The organism is Salegentibacter sp. BDJ18 (assembly GCF_017579965.1).
Taxonomy (GTDB): domain Bacteria; phylum Bacteroidota; class Bacteroidia; order Flavobacteriales; family Flavobacteriaceae; genus Salegentibacter.
Window position 1 is genome coordinate 54,345 of record NZ_JAFLQX010000028.1, and the last position, 20,115, is coordinate 74,459.

26 protein-coding genes and 1 other RNA gene are annotated in these 20,115 nt (G+C 34.1%); 18 read left to right on the top strand and 9 right to left on the bottom strand.

The window, feature by feature from the left end:
* Nucleotides 1-95: 95 nt before the first annotated feature.
* The gene (locus tag J0871_RS16300) at nucleotides 96-932 is read right to left on the bottom strand and encodes an endonuclease/exonuclease/phosphatase family protein (RefSeq protein WP_208226263.1); all 837 of its coding nucleotides are present in this window, start codon (nucleotides 930-932) and stop codon (nucleotides 96-98) included.
* A 121-nt stretch (nucleotides 933-1,053) separates the two neighbouring features.
* On the opposite strand from J0871_RS16300, the gene J0871_RS16305 reads away from it, so the two are divergent.
* From J0871_RS16305 to J0871_RS16325, 5 genes are all read left to right on the top strand, one after another.
* Nucleotides 1,054-1,683 carry a hypothetical protein gene (locus J0871_RS16305; RefSeq protein ID WP_208226264.1) on the top strand — a complete coding sequence of 210 codons (630 nt, stop codon included), beginning with the start codon at nucleotides 1,054-1,056 and terminating at the stop codon, nucleotides 1,681-1,683.
* Nucleotides 1,683-1,985, top strand: a complete 303-nt coding sequence (locus J0871_RS16310; RefSeq protein ID WP_208226265.1) for a transcriptional regulator — start codon at nucleotides 1,683-1,685, stop codon at nucleotides 1,983-1,985. Before J0871_RS16305 ends, J0871_RS16310 begins: the two co-directional genes overlap by 1 nt.
* A gap of 75 nt (nucleotides 1,986-2,060) precedes the next feature.
* Nucleotides 2,061-2,345, top strand: a complete 285-nt coding sequence (locus J0871_RS16315; RefSeq protein ID WP_208226266.1) for a hypothetical protein — start codon at nucleotides 2,061-2,063, stop codon at nucleotides 2,343-2,345.
* A gap of 33 nt (nucleotides 2,346-2,378) precedes the next feature.
* Nucleotides 2,379-3,170 carry an oxygenase MpaB family protein gene (locus J0871_RS16320; RefSeq protein WP_208226267.1) on the top strand — a complete coding sequence of 264 codons (792 nt, stop codon included), beginning with the start codon at nucleotides 2,379-2,381 and terminating at the stop codon, nucleotides 3,168-3,170.
* A 10-nt stretch (nucleotides 3,171-3,180) separates the two neighbouring features.
* Nucleotides 3,181-3,585, top strand: coding sequence for a DUF2809 domain-containing protein (locus tag J0871_RS16325; protein WP_232228864.1), 405 nt, complete (start codon nucleotides 3,181-3,183; stop codon nucleotides 3,583-3,585).
* Here J0871_RS16325 and J0871_RS16330 read toward each other — a convergent pair.
* On the bottom strand, nucleotides 3,567-4,772 hold the full coding sequence (locus tag J0871_RS16330; RefSeq protein WP_208226268.1) for an NAD(P)-dependent oxidoreductase: 1,206 nt from the start codon (nucleotides 4,770-4,772) through the stop codon (nucleotides 3,567-3,569). The genes J0871_RS16325 and J0871_RS16330 overlap by 19 nt on opposite strands.
* A gap of 134 nt (nucleotides 4,773-4,906) precedes the next feature.
* Between J0871_RS16330 and ssrA the strand changes: the two genes are divergently transcribed.
* Nucleotides 4,907-5,309: a transfer-messenger RNA gene (gene ssrA, locus J0871_RS16335) on the top strand.
* A gap of 247 nt (nucleotides 5,310-5,556) precedes the next feature.
* Nucleotides 5,557-6,819 (top strand): site-specific integrase, encoded by a 1,263-nt coding sequence (locus J0871_RS16340; protein WP_208226269.1) that lies wholly within the window; start codon nucleotides 5,557-5,559, stop codon nucleotides 6,817-6,819.
* A 51-nt stretch (nucleotides 6,820-6,870) separates the two neighbouring features.
* Here the strand turns inward: J0871_RS16340 and J0871_RS16345 are convergent, their stop codons facing one another.
* From J0871_RS16345 to J0871_RS16360, 4 genes are all read right to left on the bottom strand, one after another.
* Nucleotides 6,871-7,212 carry a hypothetical protein gene (locus J0871_RS16345; protein ID WP_037319768.1) on the bottom strand — a complete coding sequence of 114 codons (342 nt, stop codon included), beginning with the start codon at nucleotides 7,210-7,212 and terminating at the stop codon, nucleotides 6,871-6,873.
* Between the two features lie 163 nt (nucleotides 7,213-7,375).
* Nucleotides 7,376-9,415 carry a hypothetical protein gene (locus J0871_RS16350; protein ID WP_208226270.1) on the bottom strand — a complete coding sequence of 680 codons (2,040 nt, stop codon included), beginning with the start codon at nucleotides 9,413-9,415 and terminating at the stop codon, nucleotides 7,376-7,378.
* A 119-nt stretch (nucleotides 9,416-9,534) separates the two neighbouring features.
* Nucleotides 9,535-9,903, bottom strand: coding sequence for a transcriptional regulator (locus J0871_RS16355; RefSeq protein WP_037319764.1), 369 nt, complete (start codon nucleotides 9,901-9,903; stop codon nucleotides 9,535-9,537).
* Nucleotides 9,904-9,914: 11 nt separating this feature from the next.
* The gene (locus J0871_RS16360; RefSeq protein ID WP_208226271.1) at nucleotides 9,915-10,211 is read right to left on the bottom strand and encodes a type II toxin-antitoxin system HigB family toxin; all 297 of its coding nucleotides are present in this window, start codon (nucleotides 10,209-10,211) and stop codon (nucleotides 9,915-9,917) included.
* A 1,318-nt stretch (nucleotides 10,212-11,529) separates the two neighbouring features.
* Between J0871_RS16360 and J0871_RS16365 the strand changes: the two genes are divergently transcribed.
* Nucleotides 11,530-11,886 carry a BfmA/BtgA family mobilization protein gene (locus tag J0871_RS16365; protein WP_198639241.1) on the top strand — a complete coding sequence of 119 codons (357 nt, stop codon included), beginning with the start codon at nucleotides 11,530-11,532 and terminating at the stop codon, nucleotides 11,884-11,886.
* Nucleotides 11,887-12,213: 327 nt separating this feature from the next.
* On the opposite strand, the gene J0871_RS16370 is transcribed toward J0871_RS16365, so the two are convergent.
* Genes J0871_RS16370 through J0871_RS16380 form a run of 3 tightly spaced genes read right to left on the bottom strand, consistent with a single transcriptional unit; the run spans nucleotide 12,214 to nucleotide 13,841 of the window.
* Nucleotides 12,214-12,870 (bottom strand): ATPase, encoded by a 657-nt coding sequence (locus J0871_RS16370; RefSeq protein ID WP_208226272.1) that lies wholly within the window; start codon nucleotides 12,868-12,870, stop codon nucleotides 12,214-12,216.
* Entirely contained in the window at nucleotides 12,854-13,561 is a 708-nt protein-coding gene (locus J0871_RS16375; protein WP_208226273.1) for a hypothetical protein, read from the bottom strand. The genes J0871_RS16370 and J0871_RS16375 overlap by 17 nt, the downstream gene beginning before the upstream one ends.
* Nucleotide 13,562: 1 nt before the next feature.
* Nucleotides 13,563-13,841 carry a helix-turn-helix domain-containing protein gene (locus J0871_RS16380; RefSeq protein ID WP_198639238.1) on the bottom strand — a complete coding sequence of 93 codons (279 nt, stop codon included), beginning with the start codon at nucleotides 13,839-13,841 and terminating at the stop codon, nucleotides 13,563-13,565.
* Nucleotides 13,842-14,361: 520 nt separating this feature from the next.
* Here J0871_RS16380 and J0871_RS16385 point away from each other — a divergent pair.
* From J0871_RS16385 to J0871_RS16430, 10 genes are all read left to right on the top strand, one after another.
* Entirely contained in the window at nucleotides 14,362-14,577 is a 216-nt protein-coding gene (locus tag J0871_RS16385) for a hypothetical protein (RefSeq protein WP_208226274.1), read from the top strand.
* Between the two features lie 27 nt (nucleotides 14,578-14,604).
* The gene (locus J0871_RS16390) at nucleotides 14,605-14,895 is read left to right on the top strand and encodes a hypothetical protein (protein ID WP_208226275.1); all 291 of its coding nucleotides are present in this window, start codon (nucleotides 14,605-14,607) and stop codon (nucleotides 14,893-14,895) included.
* A 221-nt stretch (nucleotides 14,896-15,116) separates the two neighbouring features.
* On the top strand, nucleotides 15,117-15,287 hold the full coding sequence (locus tag J0871_RS16395) for a hypothetical protein (protein ID WP_208226276.1): 171 nt from the start codon (nucleotides 15,117-15,119) through the stop codon (nucleotides 15,285-15,287).
* 58 nt (nucleotides 15,288-15,345) lie between these two features.
* Complete coding sequence (locus tag J0871_RS16400; RefSeq protein WP_208226277.1) at nucleotides 15,346-15,834, top strand: YqiA/YcfP family alpha/beta fold hydrolase; 489 nt, start codon at nucleotides 15,346-15,348, stop codon at nucleotides 15,832-15,834.
* Nucleotides 15,835-15,921: 87 nt separating this feature from the next.
* Nucleotides 15,922-16,818, top strand: a complete 897-nt coding sequence (locus tag J0871_RS16405) for a WYL domain-containing protein (protein ID WP_208226278.1) — start codon at nucleotides 15,922-15,924, stop codon at nucleotides 16,816-16,818.
* A 34-nt stretch (nucleotides 16,819-16,852) separates the two neighbouring features.
* Nucleotides 16,853-17,290, top strand: a complete 438-nt coding sequence (locus J0871_RS16410) for a hypothetical protein (protein WP_208226279.1) — start codon at nucleotides 16,853-16,855, stop codon at nucleotides 17,288-17,290.
* Between the two features lie 58 nt (nucleotides 17,291-17,348).
* Nucleotides 17,349-17,675: a hypothetical protein gene (locus J0871_RS16415; protein ID WP_208226280.1), complete on the top strand. Its 327-nt coding sequence runs from the start codon at nucleotides 17,349-17,351 to the stop codon at nucleotides 17,673-17,675.
* 199 nt (nucleotides 17,676-17,874) lie between these two features.
* Nucleotides 17,875-18,915, top strand: coding sequence for a hypothetical protein (locus J0871_RS16420; protein ID WP_208226281.1), 1,041 nt, complete (start codon nucleotides 17,875-17,877; stop codon nucleotides 18,913-18,915).
* 10 nt (nucleotides 18,916-18,925) lie between these two features.
* A complete protein-coding gene (locus J0871_RS16425) occupies nucleotides 18,926-19,303 on the top strand; it encodes a hypothetical protein (RefSeq protein ID WP_208226282.1) in 378 nt (125 codons plus the stop codon).
* Nucleotides 19,304-19,728: 425 nt separating this feature from the next.
* The gene (locus J0871_RS16430) at nucleotides 19,729-20,064 is read left to right on the top strand and encodes a hypothetical protein (RefSeq protein ID WP_208226283.1); all 336 of its coding nucleotides are present in this window, start codon (nucleotides 19,729-19,731) and stop codon (nucleotides 20,062-20,064) included.
* Nucleotides 20,065-20,115 lie beyond the last annotated feature (51 nt).

Sequence of the window (20,115 nt, forward strand, 5' to 3'; positions counted from 1 at the left end):
ATAAAATCCGTCATCCTGTAACCTGGTTTAGGATGACGAATTTTTAAGAATAGATTATAGAGAAAAAGTTTAAAAAAATATCTTCCGAAATGGGTCTATTTAAGATCAACTTCCACCCAAACCGGCAGATGGTCTGAGGGGTATTTTAGATCTTTTGAATCACTCAAAACGCCATATTTTTTAACTTCAATCTCATCTGAAGTAAAAATATAATCAATTCTTCGAGTTACGGGTTCCTCAAAATTATAACCGTTATAAGTACCTTCTGGGCCAAAATCGAGTTTAGCCACCGCTTTAGAATCATTCATTTTTCGCATTAAAAATCTTATTCCACCAGTATGGGGTTCCAGGTTTAGATCACCCATTAAAATCACCGGAAGATTTTCTTTATTTAATGCTGAAATTTTCTCCCAAATAAGTTTTGCGCTATTTTCTCTGGCTTTTTCTCCAACGTGGTCAAAATGCGTATTAAAAACCCAGAATACTTTTTCCGATTTTTTCTCTTTGAATTTTGCATAAGTACAAATCCTTTCCATCGCAGCATCCCATCCTACTGAAATTTCAGCTGGAGTTTCCGAAAGCCAAAAAGTATCATTTTCCAGCATTTCAAACTCTTCAGCATTATAAAAAATAGCACTGAATTCACCGGCTTCTTTCCCATCGTCTCGCCCTACTCCAACATATTTATAATTATCCATTTCGGCTTTGAAATGTTTTAATTGAATCTCCAAAGCTTCCTGAACTCCAAAAATCCCGGGTTCGTAAAACTTAATTTGTTTGGTTATATGGTTCTTACGATTAGACCAGGAATTTTCACCATCATTTTCATTGGCATATTTAATATTGTAACTCATCAGTTCTACTTCCTGGCTAGAAAGAGTAGTTCCGGTAAAAATGAAAAGCAGTAAAAAGAAGAAAGTTCGGTTTATCATATTTCTGATTTTTGATAAAGTTCGGAAAAAAATTAAAAAAACAGGCCAATTTAATATTTTGATGATTTTTAAATAATAATTGAAGTTTTTTATTTTACTTTGTATTTCAAAGTACTTTATAATGGAAAATGAAAAGTATCTTCAAGATCTAAGCGACATCAAGCGCATGATGGACCGCACTTCTCGATTTATTTCCCTAAGCGGGCTTGCCGGAGTTTTTGCAGGTGGTTATGCAATTATTGGAGCTATAGTTGGAAAATTTTTACTGGATAGGCATAATTCAGCCATAGATTCGTTGAGCCCGGCTTCAATGGACGGGATAATATTGACGCAGTTATTTTTATTAGCTATTGCAGTTCTTCTTCTGGCTATTGGAACCGCGGTTTTTCTAACCACCAGGAAAGCTAAAAAAACAAAAGATAAAACCTGGGACAGCACCAGCAAACGATTACTTATCAATTTTTTTGCTCCTTTAACATCAGGTGGAATTTTCTGTCTAATCCTAGTGCAATATAATCTTATAGGACTTGTAGCTCCCTCTATGCTTATTTTTTACGGGCTTGCCCTTATTCATGCCAGCAAATATACTTTTGGTGATCTTAGAAGTTTAGGATATTCAAATTTAATCCTGGGCCTTATTGCCACCCAGTTTTTAAGCTACGGATTATATTTTTGGGCAGTTGGGTTCGGACTTTTTCATATTGCCTATGGTATCTGGATGTACAATAAGTATGACAGAAAAAATGCCTAATGAAGAATATTATTAGTAATATAAATAAAGCTTTTGATCACAGGGTACGCCTGGGAATAATGAGTGTATTAATGGTAAATGAATATGCCGATTTTACCGGCTTAAAAGAACTCCTGGGAGTTACCGATGGTAATATTGCGAGCCATATTAAAGCCCTGGAAAAGAAAGGTTATGTAACGGTAGAAAAATCTTTTATAGACCGAAAACCAAATACACGATACAGTGCCACCAAAACCGGCCGGAAAGATTTTCAGAAACATATTGACGCCATTGAAAACTTATTAAAGCAACAGAGACAATAAGGATAAGCCTTTTTTTTATCATTCAACTTTGAAATTCAAAGTACTTAAAATAACTTTTAATCAAAATTTATTATTATGAAAACTAACAGATTTCTAATTATCCTTCTTATTGTGGGTGTACTTTTACTAATTCCCTTTTTCGCGATGCAGTTTAGCAGCGAAGTGTTTTGGACTGTTTCAGATTTTATTATTATGGGAATTTTACTCCTGGTAACCGGGCTGGGAATTGACCTTGTGCTGAGAAAGGTTTCCAGCAGCAAAAACCGCCTTATAATCGGTGGAATTATTCTTGCAGTATTTTTTATGATCTGGGCAGAACTTGCTGTTGGAGTTTTTGGAACTCCTTTTGCCGGAAGTTAAAAAACTTCCAGAAGAATATTATAAAATCGAGTAATGCAATATTTTGTAGACAAAAACTCTATAGTTCGCGAAATTTGGGGAAAGGGTGATACCATTCTCTTTATTTTCGCCGGAGCTTCGGCTGAATTTGCGCTCAATAAAGCTGTAGACTGGCTTTATTATACCGGCCGTTTACCTCAAGATCCGCTTGGCAGGCTTTTCTCAACGGTTTCCTATGCCCGGGAAATAGTCTTTGCTGAAAAATCGTCGGCACTTAAGGCAATAGATCATATAAATTCTATTCACGCTTCGCTGGAAAATAAACGCGGAAAAATTATTCCAGACTGGGCTTACCGGGACGTGCTTTTTATGCTTATAGATTATTCTATCAGGTCTTTTGAAATCCTGGAACGCAAGCTAGAACTTTCTGAAAAAAAAGAAGTTTTTGATGTTTTTTTTAGGGTAGGTAAAAGAATGAATTTAAAATATCTACCAAAAAATTTCCACGAATTTGAAAAGATGCGGCAGGAACACCTGGAGCAAAACCTTAAGTATGGAGAATATACCAAAGACCTTTACCAACAGTACCGCAAACACCTGGGGTTAATGCGTTACAGGCTATTAATGGAAACACAAAGCCTTATTACTCCCGTTAGCGTTCGTAACTATTTAAATTTGCGTAAGTTTTCTTTCTTAAACCCGGTGATCCCTATTTATAAAATTAGCAGAATTATAAAAATAGACGGACTTCTTAAATCGCTGATCCTACCTTCAGAATATCAAGAAGAGATTAAATCCTTAGACATTCAAAATGCATATACCACACAAGAAAAAAGAAGAATCTAAAGAATAAAAATTGAGCATCTTCACACTTAACCGAAATCGCAGAAAAAACTATCTCATTGGCTTTTTCTCCCTGTTAATTACTGAAATTCTTATCGCCAGCTTTATAAAAGATGATTTTATAAGACCATACCTCGGGGATTTCCTGGTGGTAATAATGCTTTATTGTTTCCTAATGGGAATAAGCCGATTCTCCATTTATAAAAGCCTATTTATTGTTCTGATATTCTCCTTTATAATAGAATTTCTCCAGCTTATTGATATCGTAAAATTACTCCAATACCAGCCACCCAAACCTATAATGATAATACTTGGTAGCAGTTTTTCGGTTTGGGATTTGCTTGCTTACCTGTTAGGACTTTTAAGCTGTCTTATTTTAGAGATTATTATGAACAGATCCTATACTCCATCTACATAATTCTGTAAATAACTGAATTTTGAAGTTAACCTGCCATTTTGAGTCATCTGCGCTCGGGCTAAGACTCCATTTTTATCATTATTAAAGAAAGCGGGGATCACGTGTTCCATAAACATTTCTCCAAAACCCTCGCTGGCATCTTTGGGTAATTCGCAAGGCAAATTATCTACCGCCATAACCAGGATACTCTCTTTCTCGCGGAAATCTACTTCGGCTTCAGTTGCAGGATCGTAACCATAAAAAGGCTCAGCTATGGTTGAAGGCCTAATTGTACTGGCAATAGGCTCATTAATATCGCAGGAAATATCTGCTATATATTTTATAGTAAAATCTTTAGATTTTGCATCTTCAGCAGTAAAAAATACCGGCGCTCCATCTCCGTAAAAATGCCCAGAAATAAAGAAATCACTGCATTTAGCGAAACGCAGAAAGTTTGAATCGTACTTGCCGGGTTCTTTAAAAAACTCTTTCTGACTACCCGCGGAGCCATCCTTCTTTATATTATAATCAAGCACATCTATATTGCAATAAACCGGCTCATCTCCTTTAAATTTCAGAAAATCCTCCACGTCCAGCTCTTTGATCTTTAAATGATCTAAAATTTCTTTTGCGCCCCGGGCCACCTTACCTGCGCCGGTCAGTAATATTTTAATTGGCGGAATTTTAATTTTATCGAGTTCTGCCAACATGGCATCAAGATCTGGCAGAGATTCTACTTTCGGTAAAGTATATAGATTTTCTTTTAAACCAATTCCTCTAAATCCATTGTAAGTTCCTACCAGACCAGCATATCGACCAAATCCGATAAGCCGGTGATTCTTTTGATTTACTATTACCTCGTGGTCGTATAATTCGATATTATTTTTGAGAATTTCCCTAAGCAAATCGCGGTTATAAGGTTGCTTTTTAATGGTATGGGAAAAGAAAAAGTATTTTTTATTCGGAATTAGCGCCGGTAGCGGAACTTCTTTTACACCCAGTAAAACATCGCAATCTGAAACATCTTCAGAAACTTCAAAACCGGCATCTTGATATTCTTTATCGGTAAATATTCGAATATCAGAACTTTGCACTTTAAAATCAGCTTCCGGAAACTTTTTTACGAGTTCTTTTAATTTATTAGGTGAAAAAACTACGCGACGGTCTGGTGGCGTTTTTTCTTCTTTAATCAGTGCAAATTTTATCATTTATGGTATGGGTTTTGTACTTCTATGTGTGTAACTCAAAGGTATGAATTTAAAATTGTATCTTTGCAGGCTCAGATCAGCTAAAAACTGACTGGATTTCCGCCTTTGCGGAAATAACAATGTTCTTTATTTATGGGGTCGACTTGGTTTTGACAGCGAGTCTAATTGAGTTGTAAGCACGTCGAGCGCTGGGATATAGCTCGTAAATCTCATATTTCACACTTTTTTAAACGGCGAAGATAACTACGCCTTGGCTGCATAATCCGAATCACAGTAGGATTGCTTAGTCCCTGTAAGACAGGGAGCCAAGATGTCCCGCGAAGGCCTTGATTTACGGCATTCGCATTAGGGGCACCGATAAAGTAAATATAGGAACTGTAGGACCTTGATGCAGTTCTGAAATCTAATTGAGGATACGGAAAAAGTTAGGTTGTTTCCGGCCAGACTTTTTCCCGACAATCTAAGCGGAAACTAAACGTGTAGAAAGCATCTGAATTGCTTGTTTGGACGAGGGTTCGAACCCCTCCGACTCCACTTTTAACATTTCAAAATGTTTCAAAAACCCCGAAATCCTAGGATTTACGGGGTTTTTTTTTTTAAGAATATCAAAATAACTCAAATAATATCAAAAATTATGTGTGCAATCCGGTGACCAATAACTACGGGGAAAATTGCACACTGAGAGCGTCAAAAACGCCTTTATATCAATTGTTTACAAAATATTAAAGTTTTCCAACCTATCATTTAATAGTGTACATTAATTACTCAATTTAAACTCAAAATTATGGACACTTATCATCACGTATCATTTTACACTAGAAAAAGCCGTAGTAATAAATCATCAGAAAGTGATATTTACCTACGCGTTACAGTCAATTCCAAGCGGTCTGATATGAGTATCGGAAGGAAGGTTGACCCTCGAAAATGGAATGTAAATTCTGAAAAAATGATGGGAAGAAGCCAGGAGGCTCAGGAATTAAATAATTATATGGATGTTTTAAAAAATAAACTAAAACGAATCCAACAAACACTTTTAGAAAAGGATCAAAGAATTACAGCAACAACCTTGATAAGAGAACTTAAAGGAATTGGCAAAAACAAATCTAAAATGACCTTAGAGGTGTTTAAAGAGCACAATGAACAAATGGATCGTCTTTCAGGAAAAAGTATCTCTAAGAGCACCGCTAAGCGTTATTGGACCTGTTATAACCACCTTGAGCAGTTTCTAAAGGAGGTTTATAAAACCGAGGATTTCCGAATGAAAGATATAGACCACCAGTTTATTACAAGATTTGAATATTTTTTAAAAACTAAAAGAAAGTGTAATCACAACTCGGCCTTGAAATACGTCAACAATTTTAAAAAAATAGTTCGTATAGCACTAGCCAATCAATGGATGGACAGGGATCCTTTTTATAATTATAAGGTTCAATATGAAAGCGTAGATCGGGAATTCCTAAATGAAGATGAAGTGAAAGCCCTGATAGAGAAGGAACTTCATTTTGACCGTTTAAAAATTGCTAGGGATATGTTCGTTTTCAGTTGTCATACCGGTTTAGCTTATGGTGATTTAGAGAAACTCTCTGAAAAGGATATTATTAAAGGTATTGATGGTGGAAGATGGATAAGAACAAAAAGAAAGAAAACTAAATCTATAACCAGCGTCCCCTTACTTCCAATAGCTGAAGAGATTATTGAACGCTATAAAGATTATCCAAGAGTAAAAGAGGCGGACTTAGTTCTTCCCGTCCCCAAAAATCAAAACTATAATGCTTTTTTAAAAGAGATTGCTGTGCTTTGTGGAATAAAAAAGACACTTACCACGCACCTTGCCCGCCATACATTCGCGACTACTGTAACACTTTCCAATGGAGTGCCTATAGAGTCTGTAAGTAAAATGCTAGGCCATAAGGATCTGAGAACGACCCAACATTACGCAAAAATTGTGGATAGAAAAATTAGTGAGGATATGAAAGCGTTAAGGAAGAAGCTAGAAGAAAAAGCCGCTAAAGACTCAAAAAAAACCAATTCTAAGAAGAAAAAATAGTAGGTCGTTTTTTATAATTCCAAGTGAAAAACTTTCACTATTTAATTGAGTCTACTCTTCGTTAAAAAGATCGTATACCTCCCTATTAAGGTCTGGAATATATTTACCCAGGGCCCTCAAGGCTCTTTCCTGAATTTTACCGAAACTTTCTAATTCTAAATCTCCCCCGGCAATATCCCAATCTTCAAAGTAAAGAACCTGAGAGAGATAAGTATCATCTTCACCATAATACATAATAGAAACACGAGTCCCACTAAAAGCTAATTGTAGAGAATAAAAAACGTTCTTAAAATAATCCGGAGTATGAACTTCAGGTAAATCCAGGGAAATCATATTTGTTTCCGGGTCATAAGAAAGCCACGTTGGTAAATAAACTTTTCCCAGTTCTAACATTAGAATTCAATTTACAGGGTAATTACTTAAAAATAATATTTTTTACTTTTAAAAAGTTCGCTTTTAAGAGAAGCTTACAATAAATCATTTTACCTAAAATAGTATCACATCTAGAGTATAATCACCTCTTCTTTGCTGGCAATAAGACACTTTCTTATCTTTATTAATTCAGCATTTCCCCATTTTCATCAAATATCTTGAAACTTTTATAGGATTTAGAAAAGAAATTCTCTTCAGTTTCTGTGAGTAATTCTTCAAAATCATATCCTGGGATTTTAAAATCTTTCGGTATACTTAGCATAATTACATTACTATTTTCTAGTAGAATGTATCGAACATATTTTCTATTGGGATAAGAGATATAGAAGGATATTGCATTATTGTAATTTAATTTCTGAAGTTTTTTAGGCATTTCTTTTAGAACTCTATTCCTAAAATTCGAAAATGACCTATCTCCAGTAAATTTAAGATATAACTGATTCTCTGAATTTGTACTTAAGAGTTTATTTATAAAATCATGTTCTTTAATTCTATTGGTTAAAGATTCTTTTCTAAGTAGAAAGTTTTCTAGAGGAGTAATACTGTCCTCAATTGGCATTGTAAGATCATATATTATTTTGCTATTTTTCTCTTTATCTCGAATTTCCGCCATCCAACAATCTCCGTCATAACTATAAGAATATATATTACCGATAGAGGTATCTAAAATTTCAAATTTTTCAAGTTCATTTATTTCTTCACGTAGAAGATCTTTAAGTTCTTTATTTGGGTTCTTAAATCTTGATTGTAGAACTGGCGGCATATGCTCTTCTAGTTTTGTAATTCTTTGTTCTATTTCATTCTTTTTAATAGTATCTTTTATGAAATATTGATAATGTTTTAAAGTATTATAAAAATGTAATTTATTGAAAGCATCAACATGCTCATCCTGAATTAATTCTGAAATAGTTTGTTCAAAAAACGCCTGATTTTTTTCATCCAATGCGGAAAAAGCTTTACCTATTTTTGATCCATCCGAAAAGTAATGTTGCTGGTTCTCATTATCGATTCTCAAATTTGACCCTAATAATAATTTTGGAATATTAAGATTTAGCTTACTCAATTCTTCTATATATGTTTTTCTCGCGTTAGAAGCAATATTACTATTAGCTACTCTTGAAACCTGATCGTTCATCACATTCAAAAATGATTTTATAAAGACACCCCAATTTGGTATTTGGGCTGCCAAACTAGCCATCCTTTTTTGTTGAATAATGGGACCATTATCAAAACTACACGAACCAACGTGCTGGTTGAAACGCATTAATTTCAATGCTTTTTCTTTAGAAATTAACTCCGCAGTGAAAAATTCCAATTCACCGTTAGATTTTTCTTCGTTTTCCGCATATTCTAAAGATAGATTAAGTAATTCCTTAAATTTTGAATCTTCATTAAACAAACTATCAGCAAAAAATGATCTTTTTTTCTCCCAATCATTTAAGCTTTTTTGGAAAGAAATAAATTCCTGATCTTTAGAGCGCTTTGGTTTATTTGTTTTTACTGCATAATAATTAACTAAGGAATCGATAATATTTTCCTGCCGATTATATAGTGAGTTGTGGTTACTATCAGTATTGAAAAATAAATTTTGATTGGGTAAAACAAGAAAGTCTGTATATGAAACCCAGTCAGCATATTTTTCGGGTAAGATGACCTTTGAAAAATGCTCCTTAATCTTAAAACCTCTAATATTTGTTGAATTTAATTTCTTATTTGTGTAGGAAGTATAATAAAACTTAATATTTTCCCTAGACAATGAATCTGTATAATCAATTGTAATGCGATGCTCACTGTTATTTTTTATTTGAAAAGATTTAATTTGTAGTTTTTGTTCGCCATTGGAATATTCTACCCTGTTTTTTAAAACCAGCAGATCTCGATCAATTTGAAGATTTGGGAAATTTTTCAACAAAGAGTCTAGTTCTACTTCATTGGTCAAAGCAAGAATAAATTCTTCAGGTTTATTCGTTTTTACTTCAAAATAATCTCCGGTTCCTTGAGGCAGTGATTCTATATTGGATCTGGGACTGTTCTGATACTCGGTTTCCAATGAATCTATAATAATATCCAATACTGGAATGTCTTCTTCAGCTATAATTTCATTTTGAGAAAAACTCTCTTGACTTGAAATTAATATTAGAAGTAGTAAAAATAAATTCCTCATTCGTATGTTTTGTGTATTTATGGCATTGGTCAGGGTTAACAACAATTGGTATTCAGGTTTTGAATTAATTTACCTTTTCAATTACCAATTGTTTATTAACCGATGCTACCCTTTGTTTTTTACTTCGACAGCTTATAATTATTCACAAGTACTGAAGCAGAAATATGTAAAATCCGTTCTAATTCTCGAATCATATCTACCGTCAATCTTTTCTTTTTATTGAGAATCTCTGAAACCCTGCTTTTTCCTCCAATTATTCCAACTAAATCTTTTTGTTTGAGATTCATTTCTTCCATTCTTATTTTAATTGCCTCTATTGGATCTGGAGCTTCTATTGGATAATGTTGATTTTCGTAATTCTCGACTAAAAGTGATAGGATTTCCGCTTCGTCTCCTTCCTTTGAATTTGAGTCAGCATCAAAAATTACTTCCAATCTTTCTAAAGCTTGTTCGTAATCTTTTTCTGTTTTTATAGGTTTTATTTTCATAGTCTTTTGTTTTAAATCGTGTCCGCATTAATTTTATCATACTCGGCGTGAGTTCCCACAAACCTTATAAACGCCCATTGTCTGTCATAGTTGAATTTTACAATCAATCGATAGGAATTTCCTTTTATGTTGAAAACCACTCTGCTATCTTTTAGAATGCTTGCGTTTATGTACGTTTTCTTAATATCGTTTGGCGACTTCCAATTTGAAGATTTTGCCGTTTCATACCAGGTTTTCAAATATTGTTCGGAATCGGAATGCTTCTCCCAAAATTCACGTAAAGTTCTTTTGGCAATTATTCTTTTCATCGATTAATTTCTACGACAAATATAAATAAAAGTTCTCTATTTTAGAACTTTTACTGTCAGTTTTTCTTTTGTAAAAATAAAGGATAACTCGTTATATCACATTTAAATATTTTTTTAATAAGAAATATTATGGTAGACTTTAAAGAGGAATTTGATATTCTATAGATATTTTTAAACTCCTGATAGGATATTATGTAGTTTTAGCAAAACTAAAAATACTCTTTTCCAAACAGTGATTAAAGAACACCTCTTAATCAAATCCCGTTTCATTGCAGAGAAATTAGAAGTTGGAATTTTAAGATGGCAATTAAAGTGTGGAATCTAGCGCAGAATTTAATATCCTTTCAGCCCATTCCCACTACATTTCGCAAAAGCTTCATTCCGGGAAAAGCGCTTCTCTACAAAGTTCTTGGACACCATCAAAAAAATTGCGACTTCTATTACGCTAACCGATGAAAAATCGGAACGCTTCATTACAGTTCGAAATTTTTCGATGAAGTCCGCTAAATGGGATTTCATATTTAATTTAATTCCACTTCCTGCTCCTTTCGTATTCTTTCATTTACTTTTCTAAAGTTCTCCCAGCATTCACTGTTACTACCTTTTTCTGTAATGCAAAAAACCAAGATATAGAAGTTAGTCCAGACTGCATAAAGCCGGTTCCTATGCTCCCTTTTTATAAGTCCTCCCTAATTCTAAATCTTGAAAATGGATTAGCATCAGAAAAAGGTAACAGTGAAGGCGCTACGGGAAGTAAATCGAATAACGGAAAAATGAAATCATGCAAAAATCCACAAAAAGGAAGCGGAATTAAAAAATCAAAAAAGGAAAACGCTCAGGATACAATAAGTAAATCAATTAAAATCAGATATATATAGCTTTAAATTCTGCCCGACTATTTCAGTTTTCCGGATGATGGGATTTTATAAAAAAAATAATAAGATTTTAAAAACGGATTATGATGTTCATGATCTGTTTTTCATTTACGAAATTCCCAATTATTTGGTCATTTTTCTATAGTAAACTTCAAAGATTTTATTTTCAAATCATAAAAAACAAGATTCAGTTTCTAAGCATTTAAAAGGCTATTAAATTCATTTTAATAGTCTAATTTTTTGTCCCTGCGGGACGAAAAGGTAGAGCAAGAGGGTAACGGGCAGAGCCCCGTTAAGAACTACCTTTTATCCTTTAAAATATTGATTTCCAATTGTTTGAAAAATTTACTGAATATTATAAAAATAGGAATTTACTGGTTTTGGCCTCTAAACCCCAATAAAATGGTTTAAAAAACCAGTAAACCTTAAAAAATGACTGAATTATGAAGGAGGTTAAGAACATCACATTCGAAAAGAAAACGGCCGAACGCTTTCAGCAATTTTCCAGAATACATTACAAAACACACTCTGAAGCTTTGGCCGGAATGCTGGATTTTTTCTTCTACAATGAAATCTCTCCAAAAGAAAATTTCGGCCCCACCGGAAGGAGAATTGAAAATATTATCAAGAAAAGAATTAATGCAGTGATCGCAATAACCAGAGATATGGAAAAGAATAAAGTAAACCCTACTTTATCAATTTTGCAATCTTTGATGGAAGCAGCAGATCCCAAAAATAGTTATGAAAATCGATTAAGAGATTATGAGCAAGATGACACTCATCCCGACTTTTATAAATAAGATGTTATATTATCATCTCTCCATAGAAAATCTTATTCTGGGTATAAAAGATAGAATGAGGAGCTTTTCTTTAATCAGAAAGAAGAGGAAGTTTCTCAGGTAAAGGTTATAAAGGAAATAGATACCAACCAATACCGCTAAAATTGGAAAAAAAAGGAATTTTACTCCTATTTGAACTATTTTGATCTCAAATGAAAATGAAAATTCGATTTTTTAATAGCCCTAAAGTCAGGTGAAATTATAGGAGTTAAAACGTCAAATTGGTAATTTGGCAGTGGTTAAAATGAGGGTTTTGTTATTTAACCCTAATTGAAATTACGATTTCGACTATTTTCTCTTATCCCCTGTGTTTTCATCAAAAGAGACCAAATTAAATAGTTGACGCATTCTGCTTTTTACCCTGGTTCCATAGCGCTCTTCAAGTTCATCGGAATCTAAATTTGTTGTAGCATGAGTCCTTATTTTATGATTAAGAAATAATTCATAGCGGGAAAGTAGAATTTCTCCCATCACATTGCAATCCTTTCCATAAAACCTTCCTGCCGGTTCAACACCAAGATCATCAAAGCATATATAACTGCTATTCCCGTAATCTTCAATTATTTTATACCCCAGGTGGTGAAAAGCAAAAGCGATATTTCTGCAGGGTATCACCTGATATTCTTTTTGGTGTGGCACCAGGTAGCGTAACAACTTAAGAAAACTCGTTTTTCCACAACCCACGGGCCCGGTTAGTAAAATTCCTTTTGCAGGATCAAGATCAAATTTTGAGCATTTATCCTTATCTGCAATGATGTAATTACAGAGTTTGAAAAGTAATTTTTCATCTTTTTTGTAAAGCTGAAATTCTTTTCCAAAAAGAATTTTTCCTTTTACCTGGAGATATTCAAGCATTAATGGAAAATCATAAAATACTTCTTTTCCTCTAAATTTCCCGATCTTGTAGACTACTCCGCCTTCTATTATTTCACAAGGGTTTTCCATAGTTCTTTTCTTTTTTAATTTTTAGATAATCAGGGTTCTTCAATTTTAAATCTTGCTGAATCTCTTTTGACTTTTTCATCCACCGGTGTGCTAAAGCCTGCCAGTTTACAACCGGAGTATTCCGATTTATTTTCCAACCTACAGCTTCATAGTGCAGATAGAATTTGGAAGCTTCATTAGCCGGCCAGCCTTTTTCATTAAAATATTTTAAAACTTCAAATTCACTTTTTGGCCAATAAGTTTTATTCTGTTTAATATGTTTAATATTGTTTGTTTCATATACCGGAGCTATTTCGTTACTCTTACCGGACTCTTCTGCAACCTGTTCTAAAAAAGTCTCAAACTTATCCGGGTCTTTTACGCTACAAATTGAATACTCATCTTCTGCTTGTTCCTCTCTAGTCCAAAAAATGGACATCTTAACCTGGCTGCCTTTTAAGGGGTTCTTAGAAGGCAAATACAAAATGTAATTCCAATCACTTAATTCCCTAATACATTTATGGTAGGTTGAAAGCGAACCAACCTTTGAAGCTTCCATAATTTCCTGCCTTTGTATATAGAATTGCTTACAGAACCTAAAAACATTCCAATACTGAAATAAAGCATAGTAAATGCTCACGTGTGAGGGATTTAAACGGCTATCTTCATTAAATCGATAAAAAACCTCGGTAAGGTGCTTTATGTAGTTCATATTAATCAATATTATCTATCTTATACTTTTCCATAACTCGTTGTACATCTTCCCAATCATAAAAGACTGTACCGCCAATTTTTGTGTAAGGCAGATTTCCATTTATTCGTATATTCTGTAAAGTTCCCCAACTTATATCCAGTAGTTTTCTCACTTCAGAAGATTTCAAATACCTTTTATGGATTCCGGTTGAATGCTCTCTAAGCAATTTCTTAAGCTCCTCAAATAACTCAAGCTTAAAATTCATTAGATCATCGGTAGTAATTATTTCTTTTGGCATTTTTAAAATGGTTTTAGTTTAAAATCCCACCGATGGTTATACTTTTTACACAGTGGGATTTTGTTGATTTGACTTCTAGGCAAATTTGAGCAGGTTTAGGTAATTAATTTCACTATGTCCACCGGACTACGAGAAAATTTAACATTGCCTATAAACTGCAATATTTGGGTGTTTTACCCCGGAAAACAGAAGGGTATAAATTGAAAAAGTAAATGAAAAAGGGTAGAATATTAGTTTTCGGAGTTACGTTCACCTACCGAAAATTATAGCTCATTTTCACGGTTCACTTTTTGCAGAAAATTTCAGGTAATTTCGTCCAGGAATTTTGTAATTCTAACTTTCCCACCCTTAATTTCTGAAAGCTTCTTATAGCAATTACCCAGCTTGATTAAAGACTACCTCAGACAGGAAAGCGATATTTACAATGCCATATTAATTAGCTCATTAGGATAAAAACGAATAAGAATACGTCATATTTTGACGCTTACCTGTCGTATAATTGTAATTCAATCAAAGGCAAATGAAAAAACTGGAAATTACACTTACCGAAGAACAATACCAACATATTCAGGAAGAGATCAAATATGGCGGTAGAACAATGCTAGAAGAACAAACTTTTGGAGGTTTCGAGTTTACTCTACACGTTGGCGTACCGAATATCTATACTTATCTCGAAATGAATTATATCAATAAGATCGACCTGGGAGAAGTGGAATGGAGTTTTCGTAAAAATTAATCATCTTAAACCTCTAAATAAAAAGCGATGACAGCATACAGAGAGAAAATAATTCTTACTTACAGGCATCTACTTAAGGTGCACGAGGAACTTCAAACCAGTATTATCAATGTAGGAATGACCGGAGAATACTCTGAAGTGAATACAGTTTTCAAGCCCGGCGACACCTATAAATTTGATCTTGAACAATTTCGCGGAACGGAAGATTTAAATCTGAATAAATTATTGAACTTCTTCGATGAGCTTGAAAAGCTAATGAGCTCCCTTGCAAATATTAACAGGATTACCGAAGAGGAGCTTGGCGATGAAGTCTTATAAACGTAAACCTGAAAATATTGAAAGTAGCTTTTAAGAACTAGTTTTATATGAACAACTACCCCAACTTTTCGTAATAAAAATAGATGCAACCCATAAAAAATGAGCGCATAATCTAAGGTTTAATTAAAAATAGGCGCACTGCTAAAGGGAAAATTAAATCATTTTACAGCGACATATTTTGTCGTGATAAATTCTTTAATTTGTGATATACAATCGAGATAATGAGTAGATCCAAAAGAAAAACACCTATACTTCCCAATTGTACTGCTACTTCCGAAAAATCCGAAAAGCAAAAAGCCAATCGCAAATTAAGAAGAATCGTAAAAGAAAAATTAGCAGTTCCAGAAGGAGAGCTTCCGCAGAAAAAAGAAATTTCGGATATCTGGAATTGAGGAAAAGATGGTAAATCTTATCGAGCCGATCTAACCAACAGAGAAAAAACCAAGTAATATGTATATACTTTACCTCCACGGACTCAATAGTAAATTAAGTGACGAAAAAAGAGAAGTACTGGAACAATACGGCCAGGTTTTAGCACCTGATATAGATTATTCAGATAAACATTTTCAACCCGATCTTATCCTAAAACAATTCCCAAATACGGAATTCAATGTGGTCATGGGAAGTAGTATGGGCGCATTAAATGCTTATGCTATTTCAGAAATTATAGGCAGGCCGGCTTTATTGTTTAATCCGCCATTAATTAAATACCGGGAAACAGAATTCAGCAGTAAATTTACGCGAGGACTTTCGCCGAAACAGATATTACTGGGAGGAAGTGACGATGTGGTGAACGCAGCCGAAACCCTAAACTTTTTAGGACAAAACTTGCAGAAATCAGTACTGAATATCAAAGTACTGCCACAATTAGATCATCGAATTCCTATAGATATTTTTACTGATCAGGTTGAAAAAATTTTTAAAGATATTTGTGCTTAAACCTGGTTCGTCAGTTCGAGTGATCCCGATGGCATCGGGATTGTATCGAGAACAATTTTTGAACTACAATTAAATAATAAAAAAACTATGTCTCTACGCCAAACTATAAAACGCCATTATAAAATTATCTCTCTGCTACGGTTACGCCCTATGAGTTATGAGGAAGTTCAGTATGAAATGATGAATGATCCGGATTCTATAGAAGAAAAGCTACTAACTTCTCAACGTACATTTCAACGAGACCTGGAGGATATAGAATCTATACATAACATTGTAATAAAATGTAACCGAAGTACTAACAAATATTACATCAACGAAGATGTTGAGGAAACGCATTCTCAAAGATTACGGGAAAACTTTGACCTTTTAAATGCTATTAGACTTTCAAAGAGTTTCGGAAACCAACTTATTTTTGAAGAAAGAAAACCCCTGGGGACCCATCATTTAGCGGGTTTATTACACGCCAGTCAGAATTTTTTAGAAGTGGAGTTTGAATACCACAAATTCTGGGATACTTCAATTAGTAATCGGAAGGTGAAACCCATTGCGCTTAAAGAAGCCCGGAACCGTTGGTACCTTATTGCAGAAGATACCAAGGATGATATTATTAAAAACTTTTCGCTCGATAGAATTAAAAATCTGGAAATCACCAAAGACAAGTTTAAGCCAATTGAATACCAGGCGTACGAAGAATTTAAAGACAGCTTCGGAATAATAAACGGCACAGATGAAGAACCAGTTAAAGTCATCCTATCATTTACACCCAGGGAAGGCAGGTATGTAGAATCACTTCCACTACACCATAGTCAGCAATTAATTTTGAGTAACGAGGACGAGATCAGGTTTAGTTATTTTATTCGTCCTACCTACGATTTTAGAATGGAAATACTCTCTTATGGCGACCAAATAAAAGTAGTTGAACCGGAAAGTCTAAAATCTGAAATCAAAAAGGAATTAAAGCGGTGTATAGGAAACTATGAATAGATTTTTCAGACTCTTCACTCTCAATAACTTTCAAATGACAATCAAACAACTTGCCCATATCTTCCTCTTCAGTTCCCTCATTAATGCGACTGCTTATGCTCAGGCCGTAAAAGAGGAGAACAAATATGGAGAGCAGCTTTATTTTGTTGAGGGCAATACGCTAAAGCAAAAAAATAAATATGGCGAGGAGCTATTCTATTGGAATAGCGAGGAAATTAAACTAAAGAATAGATACGGTAAGAGTCTTTATTATTTAGATGGCAACACGGTAAAACTGGAAAATAAATATGGAGATCGCTTATATGAATTTGATGGATATTACATCCGGTACCGTGATAAGTATGGTCCGAAAATCTGGTATTTGGATGGCCGGGTTTTAAAACGGAAAGATAAATACGGCAAACCGGTTTATTATTTTGAAGGGATTCCTGATAGATGGGTATTAGTGGCTTTGCTGGATCTTTCAAAATAAATGTATTTATATCATCTTGAGAAAGGCTTTGTTAAGAATAGATAAATTAAAAAATAGCATGACAGAAATCATTTTAGATCGTGAATTTGAAAAATTTTATTGTCCAGTTACCGGTGAAACTGTGCTACATCCAGAAGGATACCACACTCCTCCCAGCCTGCTCTTTATTTACGTAGAAGAGATCCAGGACTTTGAATACTGTAGTGAGAAATTAAAAGAAAAATTTCCTTTACACTTTAATGAGAACGGGGAAACAATTAACGGAGAATTCTTATACAAAACGATGAAGAGACACCTTCGTTGGACGCAAGACAAACTTCTAATCACTTATGGGACTATGGGATCAGCTACCTTATGCTTTGATATGGGATATTCCAACAATTGAATTTACACAAATCGGCCATTATTTAAAAGACGACACACCTTGTCGTGTTCTCCATTTATATTTGTTTCAGCAAAAAAGGCAAAAGCTTATGATGATTTGATTTTCTCACCGGGAATGATTGTTTTGATTAATTTGATTTGTCAACAAATACCCACTGCTCCCGGGGTGGGTATTCTTCTCTCTCATCTAAACTATAAATATGGATCAGCTCTCAGACCAAAACCATCTAATTGAATTTAAAAAATTAGGAGTACGTACCGACAAAAAGATAGAGGTAATGTATTCAGACCTTTATCGTATCACTGAGAATATTTTTCATACCGAGTGTTTACTCCATGAAGGTTATGAGGCTGAGGATTTCTTCCAGGATCCTAAATTCAGTAAACTGCGAGAACTCAAAAAGCATCTTGAGGAGGTGATGGAATGGATGTTCCCGAAAGGCCTTCCCGAGTGGCCAAAACGCTGCCAAAGTAGCTATGAGCGATTACGAAACCCTTACCTCAGCGTTGATTTAGATTCTAGATGGAATGGAATTCATTCCTCAGAATTATTTATCGCAGCTTTTAATATCCGTTGTGGAAAGCCAGGAGAGCAATTCAAAAAAGATAGGGAATACATTCTAGAAAAACTGGAGAAGAAGCACTATTGCCTGTCTAATTTAAAAAATTATTGCAATAAAGATTCTGCCTTAATCCCTCCTATAGGCATAGCAGTTATGGAGCAAAAGATCTATTTTCCTAATGCCGGGAAAGTTTATGCGGACGGAGTTTATAACGAAGTAGCTGCCTTTGAGATTTGGAAAGAAAAATATCAAAGAAAATTTAAAACTTTCAGTAATAATCACCTTCAGGCATTTTATAATAACCGGGTAGGAAGAGATAATAATAGCGTTGTATGGAAAGGTATTATCCGAGCATTACAAAACGAATTCCAAAACCTGGAAATAGATATTTCTTCTATCACTATTGAAGAAAAGCTTGCTACGAATAAATGCGCGATTCTGGTCAATGAAAAACTACATAGTATAGAAGAACTTCCTACTAAGATCATAGAACAAATGATCATGCTTCACAGCCAGGAAAGAGCTCATGGAAAAAGTATTGTGAGTGACTGTAAAATTAAAGATGGAAATATCTATTATTTGTCTAACTACACTGATGCATTTATAAACGGGAATCATCTTTTAAACTTCTTCTCAGATTATTTAATAGGTTCTTCAAGAGCAAAATTCAGACTTTAATAAATAAATAATGGAGAATCCAGAGGAATACAAAAAGCTTAGCCAACCATTCGAGTTGCTCGAAATAGATGTTAAGCATAAAACTATAACCCAGTTATACCAAGAGCTTAATTTTAAGGCTAGGGAAGAATACCTTGAGCATTGTTATAGAAGTAAAAAGAGTTATAACCGGGCAATGTTTACCCAAAGTATTTTCTATAAAAGATTTATTTTTCTCAAGGTACATTTACGTGACCTGAGTTATTGGCTTTATGGAAATAGTAAATCTATGCCCGGGGAATTACTTAATGCGATGAAAGCAGCACCAGATTATCATAATCCCTGGGGGATCAATACTAGAAAAAATATGTTTAAGAACCTGAAATTTTCAGAAAGGAAAAAGAAGTGAAAAATCTTGCGGATGAACATAACGGAGCCCTATATCAACATTGTGAGAACCTACCCTCCTATAATTTTTAAGCTTGCTTAACAAATATAAAGAAGGTGACTTAAGGTGAGGATATGCATCAGCATATTAAAACTGAGAAATACTGAACCTCTTTCATTACTACAGCGATGTTGAAGAAATTATGATAATTTATTAACATAAAATTATGCTTTGTGAGAGAAAACTTATATTTTTGGAAGGTCCTCAAAATAGAGGTTCTTCTTTTGCCCCTACACGAAAGAAATTTCAGCAACTTAACCAACTAAATATGAGAAATTCATTTCCAGAGGAATTACCTGCCATAAATTTTCAATATTCTTTTTTAAGAGCACACAGTTAAATACTCGTTCACAGAACCATCTCTATAATTAATTAGAAACGCAGCTATGACCGAAGTTGATTTAAAAACTGAATTAGAAAACCTTTACTGCCCTATAACCGGGCAACGGGTACTAGATCCAGAACAGTTCCATCCATCCCCTGCAATGGTTTTTTTATTCTTACATTCTTACAAGTATTTTGAACACTTACAAGAGGATCTAAAGGAAAAATTCTCTGAAGAATTTAAAGACGAAGACAAACACGGAGAACTTTACCTGAAATTAACGGAAGAAGTGCTAAAAGATGAACCAAATCACCTGTGGTTCACCCACGGTGGGCCGCCTTTTGGGTATGTTAGTATGTGTTTTGATATGGGTTATAAAAATCCACAACAAAATTAATTCATTATTACAGCTATACTAAGGCACCCTAAATTAACAACTTACAATACC

Bases quoted from the DNA above. Each gene is read 5' to 3' on its own strand.
- J0871_RS16300 (WP_208226263.1), bottom strand. From the start codon at position 932: ATGATAAACCGAACTTTCTTCTTTTTACTGCTTTTCATTTTTACCGGA.
- J0871_RS16305 (WP_208226264.1), top strand. From the start codon at position 1,054: ATGGAAAATGAAAAGTATCTTCAAGATCTAAGCGACATCAAGCGCATG.
- J0871_RS16310 (WP_208226265.1), top strand. From the start codon at position 1,683: ATGAAGAATATTATTAGTAATATAAATAAAGCTTTTGATCACAGGGTA.
- J0871_RS16315 (WP_208226266.1), top strand. From the start codon at position 2,061: ATGAAAACTAACAGATTTCTAATTATCCTTCTTATTGTGGGTGTACTT.
- J0871_RS16320 (WP_208226267.1), top strand. From the start codon at position 2,379: ATGCAATATTTTGTAGACAAAAACTCTATAGTTCGCGAAATTTGGGGA.
- J0871_RS16330 (WP_208226268.1), bottom strand. From the start codon at position 4,772: ATGATAAAATTTGCACTGATTAAAGAAGAAAAAACGCCACCAGACCGT.
- J0871_RS16340 (WP_208226269.1), top strand. From the start codon at position 5,557: ATGGACACTTATCATCACGTATCATTTTACACTAGAAAAAGCCGTAGT.
- J0871_RS16345 (WP_037319768.1), bottom strand. From the start codon at position 7,212: ATGTTAGAACTGGGAAAAGTTTATTTACCAACGTGGCTTTCTTATGAC.
- J0871_RS16350 (WP_208226270.1), bottom strand. From the start codon at position 9,415: ATGAGGAATTTATTTTTACTACTTCTAATATTAATTTCAAGTCAAGAG.
- J0871_RS16355 (WP_037319764.1), bottom strand. From the start codon at position 9,903: ATGAAAATAAAACCTATAAAAACAGAAAAAGATTACGAACAAGCTTTA.
- J0871_RS16360 (WP_208226271.1), bottom strand. From the start codon at position 10,211: ATGAAAAGAATAATTGCCAAAAGAACTTTACGTGAATTTTGGGAGAAG.
- J0871_RS16365 (WP_198639241.1), top strand. From the start codon at position 11,530: ATGAAGGAGGTTAAGAACATCACATTCGAAAAGAAAACGGCCGAACGC.
- J0871_RS16370 (WP_208226272.1), bottom strand. From the start codon at position 12,870: ATGGAAAACCCTTGTGAAATAATAGAAGGCGGAGTAGTCTACAAGATC.
- J0871_RS16375 (WP_208226273.1), bottom strand. From the start codon at position 13,561: ATGAACTACATAAAGCACCTTACCGAGGTTTTTTATCGATTTAATGAA.
- J0871_RS16380 (WP_198639238.1), bottom strand. From the start codon at position 13,841: ATGCCAAAAGAAATAATTACTACCGATGATCTAATGAATTTTAAGCTT.
- J0871_RS16385 (WP_208226274.1), top strand. From the start codon at position 14,362: ATGAAAAAACTGGAAATTACACTTACCGAAGAACAATACCAACATATT.
- J0871_RS16390 (WP_208226275.1), top strand. From the start codon at position 14,605: ATGACAGCATACAGAGAGAAAATAATTCTTACTTACAGGCATCTACTT.
- J0871_RS16395 (WP_208226276.1), top strand. From the start codon at position 15,117: ATGAGTAGATCCAAAAGAAAAACACCTATACTTCCCAATTGTACTGCT.
- J0871_RS16400 (WP_208226277.1), top strand. From the start codon at position 15,346: ATGTATATACTTTACCTCCACGGACTCAATAGTAAATTAAGTGACGAA.
- J0871_RS16405 (WP_208226278.1), top strand. From the start codon at position 15,922: ATGTCTCTACGCCAAACTATAAAACGCCATTATAAAATTATCTCTCTG.
- J0871_RS16410 (WP_208226279.1), top strand. From the start codon at position 16,853: ATGACAATCAAACAACTTGCCCATATCTTCCTCTTCAGTTCCCTCATT.
- J0871_RS16415 (WP_208226280.1), top strand. From the start codon at position 17,349: ATGACAGAAATCATTTTAGATCGTGAATTTGAAAAATTTTATTGTCCA.
- J0871_RS16420 (WP_208226281.1), top strand. From the start codon at position 17,875: ATGGATCAGCTCTCAGACCAAAACCATCTAATTGAATTTAAAAAATTA.
- J0871_RS16425 (WP_208226282.1), top strand. From the start codon at position 18,926: ATGGAGAATCCAGAGGAATACAAAAAGCTTAGCCAACCATTCGAGTTG.
- J0871_RS16430 (WP_208226283.1), top strand. From the start codon at position 19,729: ATGACCGAAGTTGATTTAAAAACTGAATTAGAAAACCTTTACTGCCCT.